We start from the raw sequence: 11,483 nt of genomic DNA, 5'->3' as shown, positions 1-11,483 counted from the left end.
CTCCCGGGTCCGGCCCGGGGCCCGGGCGTCGCCGTCCGGACGGGTGTCCTTGTCGGCCGGGCGGGCGTCAACGGGTTTCGCCGCCGGTCCCCGGCCCGGTTCCCACTGCGGGGCCTGCAAGATATAGATGGCCGCCCCGGACTTTTTGTCCCGGGCCGGGGATTGCAGCCTGGGCGTGCGGGCCAGATCGCCGGGCACCAGCCCGCCCCGGGCGGGCGTCATATACAGCCGCAGGCCCCCGGCGGCGCAGGCGTACCTGGCCCATTCCCCTTCCCGTCCCGGGGCCGGGAAGGGGTTGGACACCACCCGGCCCAGGGCCGGGTCGGCGCTCACGGCCCGGTCCCCGGCGAAAAGAAACGACAGGCTCACATCCCGCTTGGGCAGCCCGGATCGCTTGGACAAGGCTTCGAGCCAGGGCGGCACGCCCACGGCGTCCACGGTGAAATGGCACCATGTCCCGGTTCCCCGGGCCGCCAGGGGACAGGCCCCGGCATGGGTGCAGGGGGCCAGAACGGACATGTCCTCTTCCTCAATGAGGTTCTCGCGCAGCCTGGAGAGCAGCTTGCCCGAGGCCCGCACCCCGGGTTCGACCAGAAGCAGCCGCCCGCCGGGGCGAAGCGCCCCGCACAGGGTCGAGGCCATAAGCCCGGTCTTTTCGGAAAGGGATTGGGACCGCCTGGAGGCCAGCTCGTTGAGCACGTTGGCCGCCGTGACCAGATCCGCCACCCCCCGGGGGAGCCTGGGCAGTTCCTCGCGCACCGTCTCCACCCGCCAGGGCGTCTCCTCCCCGGCCAGCCCCAAAAACATCTCCCGGCCAAGGGCCAGGGCGGCCCGGGAGCGGTCCAGGCACACGAAGTCGATCCGCCGCGTGCGCAGGCGCGGCGCGGCGATCCACAAGGCCTGGACCATGGTCAACGGCCCCGATCCGGCGTCGACCACCGTGGCCCCGTCGGGCAGATCCAGATCCAGGCCGCGCAACAGGCGCGTCAGGCGGTACAGGTTCCAGGGCAGAAAATACCAGGCATAGGCCGCCAGCATCCGGGGATCGGAAAGATAGCCCGGCTTGGGGCCGGCGGCGCGTTCGCAGGTCAGGGAGGCGGACAGGCTTTGGATGGCCGAGGGCAGCTCCCGGGCGTGGGAGATGCGCAGCGGCATGACCGTCTTGAGCAGGGACTCGTACGCCACCAGGGCGGCGGCGGCATCGGGTCCGGGGGCGGGAAAGAGTCGGCCCTCCCGGGTCCAGGGCAGGATCGCCCCGGCCTGCGAGACGACCAGAGGGGCCTTCGCCGCCTGCGCCCTGTCCGGCTTTTTCCTGTCGCCCGGGCCGCGTGCGGCCGCGTTTTTCCCCGGTTTGCCGCCACGAGCCCCCTCGGGGGCGCGCGCCCGGCTTTCGCCGCGACCGGTGCGACCTGTTTTTTCGCTTCCGCCCTCGCGGGTCGTCTGCTCACTGCGCCCCTTGCGCCCTTCCTGCCCCTCGCGTCCCTGCGTCCCGGCCCGGCCGTCGCCGCGTGGCCGGGCCGTGGCGGCAGGGCCACCCGGCCCTTTTTTCCCGGTCTGTCTAGGCGACATAACGAAACACCATCCTTTTCACAAAACCCTGTCCGAAATCTTCCGGCCCGATGGCCGACGCCAGATCCACAACCTCCACCCTGGAGGCCGTTTCCAAAATATCCCGACGCGCCGCCGCGTCGGCCGTCAAAAGGCACACCCCGTCCAGGGAGGTGTTGCCCGCCACCCGGCACCTGGCCGCCCCGCCCGAGGGCAGAAACCCCAGGGCCTCCAGATCGTCCGGCGAGACGTGGCTGCCGAAGGCCCCGGCCAGATGAATGGCCGTAAGCGCCCCGACCCCCAGCCCGGCCGCCTTGAAAAGCCCGGAAAAGGCCAGGTTGCAGGCGGCCTTGACCTTTTGGACCTCTTCCACGTCCGAGGCCCACAGGGACAGCCGCCCCATATCCAGCCGGGGTTCTCCCCGGTCATGGGTCAGACCGGCCAGAATTTTGCCCCCAAGGGGCGACAGGGCCGATCCGGCCTCCGCAAACCGGCCGTCCGGGCGCAAAACGCCCACGGACACAAGCCTGGCCAGAAGCGACAGGTACCCCGTGCCGCCGATGGCCGTAACATCCGCCTCGGACGATCCGTCCCGATACGGCGCCGGGACAAGGCCCGCCGGGGTGAGATCGAACCCCACGGCTGCGCCCGGCCCGGCCACCCGGCCCAGGCGCGGCCCCACGCCCTCCAGGGCCGGGCCCATGGGGACGCTGGCGGCCAGGAAACGCCCATCCGGCAGGGCCAGCACGAATTCCCCGTTGGTGCCGAAATCCGCAAGAAGAAACGGCGGTTTCGCCCCGCCGCGCAAAATCGCAAAAAGGCCGGCCGAAGTATCCGCGCCCACAAACGGTCCCAAAAGCGGCGGAACATATGCCGGGGGCAGATCCGGCGCAAGGACGGTTTCACCCCCTCCCCGAAAAAACAACCGGTAGGGGGCGGCGGCCAGCCCGGAAAAATCCAGGCCCAAAAGCAGATGGATCATGGCCGGATTCCCGGCCACGCCCAGACCGGCAAGGGGACCGGGCAGGGAGGCGGCCACCCGGCGCAAAAAGTCGAGGATCAGATCCCGCAGGATGTCCGCCCCGCCGTCCCTGGCCGCAAAGGCCAGCCGGGACATGATCTCGCTGCCCGCTCCCAACTGGGGATTGGGCGCCTGCCCCTCCACGCCCGGGCCGCCCCCCGAGGTCGGAACGGCCCTCCAGGCCAGCCCCGTGGTCCCCAGATCCAGGCCCAGGATATACCCTCCCGACACGCCATGGGCCGCTTCCAAGGGCGCATTGAGAGCAGGCCCGGGCCCGACGTCCGACGGGGCCAGGATCTCCCCCCCGGCGGCGGCCAGGGCCGGATGGGCGCAGGACAGCCGCCAGCCCTCCGCCAACTCCCCGGGACCGAGCCGCCGGGCGTCCTGAGGGACCGGCGTCGGCGCCCCGGAGACGAAACGCACCCGGCAGGCCCCACATCGGCCGATGCCGGAACACAGGGGGCGGCCGACGAAATACCCGGCGCGAAACAGGGCCTGGGCCAGGGTGTCGCCCTGGGCCAGGGGCACGGTGCGGCGGCTGCGGCCGCTGGAAACAAGGAGGTCGGCGTCCATGAAACAGGAACCTATCGTTTTCCCGGCCCAAGGCAAAGCGGCCCGAATATCCGAGATCGTACGCCGCCGTCCGCCATTGCTCCGTCATCTCCCGGGAATTGCATGCGATCCTGGTCATTGGCGGGCTTTTCCATGGCATGGCGCCATGGATAATTTTGCAAAAAAGCGAAAAAGGAGCGAAAAAAAATTTCCTCTTCAACCCTCTGTAATTCCGAAAGAAAGACATTAACTGTGCCTATTTCCTCATTTTTTGGGGTTGACAGAAATACCGTGGCTTTTTAGGACGCTTGAAACCTTTTGAAGGTTTGCCAGTGATCGCGGGAAGTGGTCCCGCCCGCTGCACACAAAGAAACTACGGCGCGAGAGCGCGGGGCATTCCCGGTAGGGCGCGACCACCGGATCGTCAAACGAGATAGGCCGACGTAACGGCAACTCCCATAAGGAGAAGCAAATTGACCGACGCTCGTCATCACCTACGGTATCCACAGAAGCGGCTGAAACAGGTGGTATTTTTGGCCATATTGACACTTGTCATGGCCGGATGCCAGTCTAAAAAGACCGCTTACAATTTCCCCATCGAGCAGTACCAGGGCTTCAACGCCAAAAACGACTTCCTCAACGCGACTCCGCTTTCCCGTCTGGCCTCCCTTGACGACATGGGAATCCAGGTTGCGTCTTCCCAAGACGATGTCTTAAGCAAGAATCTTTTCGACATGGCCCCGACCTCCTGCCCCCCGACCCGTCTGGCCACGGGCAAGGCCGGTGGTTCGTCCGACCAGCTTTTGCGCGGGGCCTTCGCCCTACTGGGCACCCGGTACCGCTCCGGCGGCGACACCCCCTCCACGGGATTCGACTGCTCCGGTTTCACCACCTGGGTGTTCAACAGATACGGCATCAACCTCCCCCGCTCCTCCCGCGAACAGTTCCAGGTCGGCCGACAGGTGGCCAAAACCAGCCTCAAAAAAGGCGATCTGGTCTTCTTCGGCTCCAAACGCGGCATTTCCCACGTCGGCATCTACCTCGAAAACGGCAAGTTCATCCACAGCGCCAGCAACGGCAAGACCGTGCAGGTCAGCAGCCTCGAGGAGGCCTACTGGAAAAAGCGGTACGCCGGAGGCCGCAGGGTCTTCTAAGTCTGACGAAATCCGATCTTTCAGGCGACGCTTCCGTCTTGCGCGGACAGCGTCGCCTTTGTGTTTCAGGAGATGAAAGCCTCTCCCCCCACACCTTGCCACCTCCCCGTGATCCCCATGCCCGACCACATTCCCGGCACGCCGTTTCCGCTTCGTCCCCTGGGTCCGTCAGACCGATCCGGGCCGATCGGCCATGCCACATCGCTCCCCGCCCGGCCCGTAGATATCGCCCTGGGGCGCCTGGCCCGCTGTCTCCTTCTGGTCATGGCGGCGGTCTGCTGGACCGTCTGGTCCTCTGTCGCCCTGGCCGCAGGCCCCGAGCCCATCCCCGGCATGCCGGGAAGCGGCGCGGCCACCTCCGTATCTCCCGCTCCCGCCGCCGCTTCGGACGTGGAGATCGTACGCCGGGAATTCGCCCAGGCCGTGACCGACAAGACCCGGGAACGCCTGGAACGCATGAAAAAACGCAAGGCCCTGTCGGAGACCGCCTTCTCGCTGAGAGCCTCCAGACTGGCGGCCGCCTCCGATGCGGCCTATCTGGCCCAGGCGGCCCAGGACGCCCAAACCCGGCTCATCCCGGCCCTGGGCGACAACCCGCCCGACCAATATTTTGTCTATGTGGACCGCAACCCGTCCCGGCAACTGATCTTCCTGGGTTTTTACGACGCGGCGAAGGCCACGGTGGCGCTTGTGGGCGGGGATCTGGCGTCCACCGGGCTTTTACGGCGCGGGCAGGACTCGTTCCTCACCCCCACCGGGGTGTTCGAGCATCTGCCGGACAACTTCGGCTACCGGGCCCAGGGCACGAAAAACCAGAACGGCTGGCGGGGACTCGGCGGCAAGGGCAGCCGGGTGTGGGACTTCGGATACCAGCAAAGCCCCAGGGAATTCCGCCAGGGGGTCTATGAAAGTCAAATGCGGCTGCTCATGCACGCCACGGACCCCGACCAGGGCGAACCCCGCCTGGGGCGGATGGACTCCAAGGGCTGCGTGCGCGTATCCTCGGACATGAACCGCTTCCTGGACCGCCGCAGCATCCTGGACCGGCATTATGAAAGGCTGGCCGCAGAAAAACCCGGCATGTGGCTGTTGGCCCCGGATCGCACCCCGGTGAGCGCCCCGGGCAGCTTCCTGGTGGTGGGCGACACCTCGGCCGCCGAAAGCGCCGCGCGCTGAGCCCGGGCCGAGCTGCCATTGCCGCCTTTCGGGGCGGCCCGTTCCGACGGCGGCGTCTCCCCGCCTGCCCCTTCCCGGCGCATCTCGCGGATCAGCTCTTCCAGCTCCCCGGCCTCCCCGGCCAGGGAGGCCACGGCATCGGCCGCCCCGCTCATGCCCTCGGCGGTCTGCCGGGCCACATCCTCCACCTCGGCCACGGCCCGCAGGATGTCTTCGTGGACCACGGCCTGATCCGCCAGAGACGCGGCAATGCCCGTAATCCGGGTGGCCGTCTCCCGCGACGACTCGACGATCACTGAAAACACCTCACCCGACCGGCTCACCAGTTCCCGGGCCTCGTCCACGGAATCCGCCGCCTGCCGGGCCCCGGTGACGTTGCGTTCCGCCGCATCCTGAATGGCCTGCACGCTGGCTCCCACCTCCCGGGTGGCGGCCATGGTCTTTTCGGCCAGCTTTCTGACCTCGTCGGCCACCACGGCGAAACCCCGCCCGGCGTCTCCGGCCCGGGCAGCCTCGATGGCGGCATTGAGGGCCAGGAGGTTGGTCTGGTCGGCGATGTCGGAAATGACCTCCACCACATGCCCGATGGCCCCGGCCTTGACCCCGAGCTCGCCCATGTCCTCGCGCAGCGCTGCGGTCAGGGCGGCGATGCGGGCCATGGCCTCCATGGACCGGGTCATGTCCGTGGCCCCATTTCGGGCCGTGTCCATGGACCCTTCGGCGCGCCGGGCGGCCTCGGTGGCCTGGGTGGCCGCCGTGTCCAGGGTGGCCTGGGCCGATTCCCCGAGCCCCGAGACATCGGCCAGCCGCCGGGTCTGGGTGGCGGCGCCGCCTGCGGCCGATTCCACCAAGCCCGCCAGATCCCGGGCCTCGGCGGACACCCCATTGGCGATGCGGTCGGCCCGGGCGGCCATGGCCGAGACCAGGGCATGCTGCTCCCGCACCCGTTCGGCCTGGGCCGTGATGTCCGTCAAATCGGTAAAAAGCACGAACAGCCCGATACGATTGTCGTCCAAGTCAAAAAGCGGCGCGGCATCGAGGCGGACGTGGAACGGTCGGCCCGTGCGTCCCCGTCCGGCCGTTTCCAGGCCGCATACCGCCGCGTTGCCCTCCCGGCAGGACAGGCAGCCCAGGGCCATGGCCCCGCCGTCGCCAAGCCCCGTCAAAAACTCCTCCAGTTCGCGCCCGTGCAGCCCGGCGGGATCGCCTGACTCCTGGAACAGGTCGAGCAGGGGGGCGTTGACGAAGGTCAGCCGGTTTTTGGAATTGGCCACCAGGCAGGGTACGGTCATGGCCTTGAGCACGCTTTCGGCAAACCCCAGCTTGACCTTGAGCTCCCCGGTCATCTCCAGGAGCCCGCCCTTGATCTCGGCCATCTCGGCCTTGAAACGGCCTGGCAACTCGGCCGAGAGGTCTCCCTCGGCGCTTTGGCGCAGATAGGCCCGGATGGCCGCGAAGGGGGATAACAGCTCCCTCCGCAAAAAATACGCCGTGGCCGCAAGCACGGCCACGATGGTGACCGCGCCAAGCCCCATGGCCGCCAGCCCCAGTTCGTCGGCGGCGGCCAGGGCCTCCTCCTCGTCGGTCTCGGCCAGAAGCGCCCAGGTCACGTCTCCAAGGGTCACCGGCGCGAAACCGGACAAGACCGGCACGCCCCGGAAATCCTCGGTCAAGGCCGTGCCGCTTACGCCGGAAAGGGCCATCCGCGCGGCGGAGGTCTGCACCTGTCCCGCCTGGGGCGTGGCGAAGGAGGCGCGCAGGGAATGGGTGTCCGGGGCCCGGAAGGAATCCGAACGCATAAGTCCCTCCCCGCCCACCAGATAGCTTTCCCCGGTCTCCCCCATGCCCGTGCGCAGGGCCATGATCCCGGCCAACTGCGCCCGGGGCACGCGCAGCACGCCCACGGCCTCCACCCTGCCCACATGGTCGCGGATGGGCGCGGCCACAAAGCCCGCCGGTTCGCCGCCCAAGGGGGCGTACGGCGCAAAATCCGCAAACGCCGCCTCCCCGGCCAGGGCCTTTTGAAAGGCCCGTCCCAGCCCGGAATCCTTGAGCGATCCGTTTTTGAGATCCTCGCCGACCTCCGCGCCATGCCCCACGGAAAACAGCACCCGGCCGTAGTCGTCCACCACCAGGGCGTCCTCGTACCCCAGCACCTCGACAAAGGGCTTGAACGCGGCGATGACGAAGTTGCGGGTGTCCAGGTAGGCCGGGTCGGACACATCGGCCCGCACCCCGGGTTTGGCCCCCATGAAGGCGTCCCGGCCCATGGCCACGGCATGGTAGATCTCCTTGACCCCGGCATAGATGCGCACGTCGGCCAGCCATTTCCCGGCCATGGCCTCCACGGCGGCCTTTTTGGCGTCGCGTACGGCCTCCACCCGGCCGAAGGCCAACGCCGACAGACTGTTCGCCGCCCGGTTCACGGCGAAAATCCCCATGACCGTCACCGGAACGATGCCGACCAAAAGACAAAAGGCGATCATCTTTGTTTTCAGAGACATGCGATACTCCCTTGAGGCGAAAAGGCATGACGCGGGAAAAGGGCGTCCAGGAGGAAGCATGTCCCTACCAGCCCCCCGGGGGGCTCTCGTGAAGAAGTGATGACGATTGTGCGACAGGAAAAAATGGCCCGCAAGGGCGCGCAGGATGAAAAAAAATCCGTCGCGACGCCCGGAGACGGCGCCCCGGGCGTCGCGGCAAACCGTTACAGCGGCCCGAAATTCTCCTCGTAGCGGGCCAAAAACTCCGGCACGGCATAGGCATGTTCCTGGGTGCCGTGGTGTTCCACGGCGTAGACCGCGCTCACCGAGCCAAGCCGCCCCGCCTTGTCCAGGGGCAGCCCGGCGGCAAGGCCCATGAGCAGCCCGGCCCGGAAGGCGTCGCCCGCGCCGGTGGGATCCTTGACCACCGTGGCCCGGGCCGGGGGAATGGCCAGTTCCGTGCCGCCCTGGCGGATGATCGAGCCCTTCTCGCCCAGGGTGGTGAGAAGCGTGCCCACCCGGGAGAGGATGTCGGCCAGGGTCAGGCCGGTGGCGTTTTGGATCAGCTCCAACTCATAGTCGTTGGAAATGAGATAGGTGGCCCCGGTGAGCATTTCCGTGAGTTGGTCGCCGGAAAAGGCCGGGATGTTCTGCCCGGGATCAAGCACGAACGGGATGCCGCGGGCCTTGTAGCGCCGGGGATAGTCCTGCATGTCGTCCAGGTTGCCCGGGGCCACGATGGCCAGCGCGTCCGCCGCATCCAGGCCGTCCACGGCGTAACCGCAGGGAAACTTCATGGCCCCGGGGTTGAATCCCGTGATCTGGTTGTCGGACTGATCCGTGGTGATGTAGGCCCCGGCCGTAAATTCCTCCTCGACCTGACGGATGCCCTCGAAGGTCATCCCGCATTTTTCCAGCCACCCCCGGTATCCGGCGAAATCCTTCCCGGCCGTGGCCAGGATGACCGGCTCCTGGCCCAAAAGCTTCAGGGAATAGGCGATGTTTCCGGCCGTGCCGCCGAATTTCTCGGTCAGCCCGTTGACCAGGAAGCAGACGTTTAAGATGTGGATCTTGTCGGGCAGGATGTGATCGGAAAACTTGCCGGGAAAGGTCATGATCCGGTCGTAGGCCAGGGAACCGGAAACGAGAATGCGCATGCAGCGGGCTCCTTTCATAAAAGAAGGGTTCAGGATGGCGGTTGGGTCTCGGATTCGATCCACCGCAAAAAATCGGGATTGCCCCGCAAAATGGGCAACACCACCACACAGGGCACGTCATAGGAATGCAGGGCCGCCACCCGCTTCGTCAGGGCGTCGGCCAGGGTCATGCGGGTCTTGGCCACAAGCACCGTCTCGGCGGCCTCTTCGATCTTTCCCTGCCACCAGTACATGGAGACCATGCCCGGCAGGATGTTCACGCAGGCGGCCAGACGTTCGGCCACCACTGTCCGGCCGATCATCCGGGCCTGCTCCAGGCTTTCGCAGGTGATGTAGACCATGGCGGCGGACATGGCGGACTCCTTGATTTTTCAGGCGGCATCCTATCCCGGCGCGCCGAACATGGCAACACGGCCGACAGCCGGAGACATTGCACCGCAACCTGGCCCTCAGGCCCGGGTGCGCCCCGACGTCCATACCCGCCAGCCGCCCCCTTTCCCTTGACAGACGCCGCCATTGCCCCCAAAGCTTCCCCGAAACGTCCGGGCCGCCTCCCTTCCGGGATGCGGGCGACCTGACGCACCCGGCAGCCGCGGCCGGACCAACCCTGCAACCCTCCCACAGTGCGACCATCCGCCATGAACCGTCAAAGCCTGCTCATGAACATCTTCCAGGCCATGCTTGACACCCTGGGCCCCAGCCGTTGGTGGCCCGGGGAGACCCCCTTCGAGGTGGCCATCGGGGCCATCCTCACCCAGAACGCCTCTTGGACCAACGTGGAACAGGCCATCGCCAACCTCAAGTCCGCCGGGCTCTTCACCCCCAAGGCCATGTACGATCTGCCCGAGGCGCGGCTGGCCGAACTCATCCGACCCTCGGGCTATTTCCGGCTCAAGGCCGGGCGTCTGAAAAACCTGCTGGGATTTCTCAAGACCGAGTGCGGCTTCGACATCACGGCCCTGGCCGGTCGCGACCTCCCGGCCATGCGGGAAAAATTCCTGGCCGTGCGCGGCATCGGCCCGGAAACCGCCGACAGCATCCTGCTCTACGCCCTGGACTATCCGTCCTTCGTGGTGGACGCCTACACCCGCCGTCTGCTCACCCGGCACGGATTGATCCCCGAGGAGGCGACCTACGACGAGATGCGCGAATTTTTCATGGATGTCCTGGACCCCGACCCGAAACTCTTCAACGAATACCATGCCCTGATCGTGCGCACCGGCAAATCCTGGTGCAAAAAGGCCACGGGCCGGTGTGAGCCGTGCCCCCTGGCGCGCTTTGTCCCGTGACCCGCACCCTGGCGGCATCCCCCCGCACCCAGGCGGCGTCCCCCCGCCCCCGGCGGCATCCCCATGACGCATCCGGACACGCCTCGGCCCCAGACCGTTGTTCCAAAAAACGCACGGACACCGTTCCCGGGCCGCACCCCGCGAGACGACCGCCAATGACCACGCCCCATCCCGACACCCCGGCCGCGCCGCGCCCCGCCCGCCGCACCGGCCTCCGCCGGACGGCCCTGGCGTTTATCTTCGCGGCCTGCGTCCTGGTGTGCGGGCATACGGCCTTTGCCCAGCCCGGCGCCGACGACGCCAGCCCCGAGGTCGAACTGGAAACGGAGATCGCCAGGCAAAAGGAGACGGCCAGCAAGCGCCGCATAGCCATGGAGCGGCTCACGGCCGAGGAACGCCGACTGGGGGCCGGGCTGGCCGGACTCGAAGCCAAGGTGGGGTCGCTGTCGGGCCAGCTTGCTGAGAAGGAGCGGCTGGTGCGCGAGGTCATGGCCGAAGAAGCCCGGCTGTCGGCGGAACACGCCGCCCTCACCCGGCAGCTTGCGGCCGCCCGGGCTCGCATGTCCGAACTTTTGGCCGCGCTGTGGCCGGTGCATCTGCACAACATCGAATCCAAGGCCGCCGGGCTGTCCTCCTGGGAAGAGGCCGACCGCCGCTTCACCTGGCTGGCCGAACTCTACGGCGCGGCCGGGCAGTCCTACGCCGCCTATCGCGAGCAGTCCGCCCGGCTGGCCGCCAACATGGCCGCCCAGGAGACCGCCCGGACCCGGCTGGCGACGGCCAGGGCCGAGGCCGAAAAGAGCAAGGACGCCCTTTTGACCGAGCAGCTCGAATTTTCCAAGCAGTTGCGCACCGTGCGCCGCCGCATCGTCAGCGAGGAAGAGCAGCTCAAGGAAATCCTGCGCACCATCGGCGACCTCGACGCCCGCATGTCCGCCGCCAAGGCCGCACCCGTGCCCGTGGTCCGGGGAACCATGGCCTGGCCCGTTCCCGGCACGCCCATCTCCACCTTCGACCCCGAGGCCGATCCGCCCCGACGGGGCATGGGCTTTTCCTGCGCCAAGGACGCCCCGGTGCGCGCCGTGTCCGTCGGCAAGGTGGTC

Annotated in this window: 8 protein-coding genes and 1 pseudogene; 4 read left to right on the top strand and 5 right to left on the bottom strand. The window is 67.6% G+C overall.

Translation table 11 applies throughout. The features are described 5' to 3' along the window. Together V3572_RS15035 and V3572_RS15030 are read right to left on the bottom strand one after the other, a co-directional pair. Window positions 1–1,569: small ribosomal subunit Rsm22 family protein (locus V3572_RS15035; RefSeq protein WP_332111838.1), on the bottom strand; the 1,569-nt coding region annotated here is incomplete at its 3' end. Then, window positions 1,559–3,142 (bottom strand): ASKHA domain-containing protein, encoded by a 1,584-nt coding sequence (locus V3572_RS15030; RefSeq protein ID WP_332111836.1) that lies wholly within the window; start codon window positions 3,140–3,142, stop codon window positions 1,559–1,561. The genes V3572_RS15030 and V3572_RS15035, both read right to left, overlap by 11 nt. Window positions 3,143–3,645: 503 nt before the next feature. On the opposite strand from V3572_RS15030, the gene V3572_RS15025 reads away from it, so the two are divergent. Together V3572_RS15025 and V3572_RS15020 are read left to right on the top strand one after the other, a co-directional pair. Continuing rightward, window positions 3,646–4,275 (top strand): C40 family peptidase, encoded by a 630-nt coding sequence (locus V3572_RS15025; RefSeq protein ID WP_332111839.1) that lies wholly within the window; start codon window positions 3,646–3,648, stop codon window positions 4,273–4,275. Window positions 4,276–4,392: 117 nt separating this feature from the next. Beyond that, entirely contained in the window at window positions 4,393–5,451 is a 1,059-nt protein-coding gene (locus V3572_RS15020; protein ID WP_332111835.1) for a L,D-transpeptidase, read from the top strand. Between the two features lie 188 nt (window positions 5,452–5,639). On the opposite strand, the pseudogene V3572_RS15015 reads toward V3572_RS15020, so the two are convergent. The 3 genes and pseudogenes from V3572_RS15015 to cutA all read right to left on the bottom strand — a co-directional run. After that, a pseudogene (locus tag V3572_RS15015) lies at window positions 5,640–6,743 on the bottom strand (methyl-accepting chemotaxis protein); the annotation flags it as partial. A gap of 1,415 nt (window positions 6,744–8,158) precedes the next feature. Beyond that, window positions 8,159–9,091, bottom strand: coding sequence for a carbohydrate kinase family protein (locus tag V3572_RS15010; protein WP_332111834.1), 933 nt, complete (start codon window positions 9,089–9,091; stop codon window positions 8,159–8,161). 29 nt (window positions 9,092–9,120) lie between these two features. Continuing rightward, window positions 9,121–9,444, bottom strand: coding sequence for a divalent-cation tolerance protein CutA (cutA, locus tag V3572_RS15005; protein WP_332111833.1), 324 nt, complete (start codon window positions 9,442–9,444; stop codon window positions 9,121–9,123). Between the two features lie 285 nt (window positions 9,445–9,729). On the opposite strand from cutA, the gene V3572_RS15000 reads away from it, so the two are divergent. Both V3572_RS15000 and V3572_RS14995 read left to right on the top strand, forming a co-directional pair. After that, complete coding sequence (locus V3572_RS15000) at window positions 9,730–10,380, top strand: endonuclease III domain-containing protein (protein ID WP_332111832.1); 651 nt, start codon at window positions 9,730–9,732, stop codon at window positions 10,378–10,380. A gap of 155 nt (window positions 10,381–10,535) precedes the next feature. Then, the coding region (locus V3572_RS14995; RefSeq protein ID WP_332111831.1) for a murein hydrolase activator EnvC family protein at window positions 10,536–11,483 on the top strand (948 nt) is incomplete at its 3' end.

Source organism: Desulfolutivibrio sp. (assembly GCF_036584575.1).
Taxonomy (GTDB): Bacteria; Desulfobacterota; Desulfovibrionia; order Desulfovibrionales; family Desulfovibrionaceae; genus Desulfolutivibrio.
Note: the sequence above shows the minus strand (reverse complement) of the source record. Positions and strands in the feature narration are given on the sequence as shown.

What these genes read in the sequence shown, in the direction of transcription:
- V3572_RS15030 (WP_332111836.1), bottom strand. Translation starts at nt 3,142, where the DNA reads ATGGACGCCGACCTCCTTGTTTCCAGCGGCCGCAGCCGCCGCACCGTG.
- V3572_RS15020 (WP_332111835.1), top strand. Translation starts at nt 4,393, where the DNA reads ATGCCCGACCACATTCCCGGCACGCCGTTTCCGCTTCGTCCCCTGGGT.
- V3572_RS15010 (WP_332111834.1), bottom strand. Translation starts at nt 9,091, where the DNA reads ATGCGCATTCTCGTTTCCGGTTCCCTGGCCTACGACCGGATCATGACC.
- cutA (WP_332111833.1), bottom strand. Translation starts at nt 9,444, where the DNA reads ATGTCCGCCGCCATGGTCTACATCACCTGCGAAAGCCTGGAGCAGGCC.
- V3572_RS15000 (WP_332111832.1), top strand. Translation starts at nt 9,730, where the DNA reads ATGAACCGTCAAAGCCTGCTCATGAACATCTTCCAGGCCATGCTTGAC.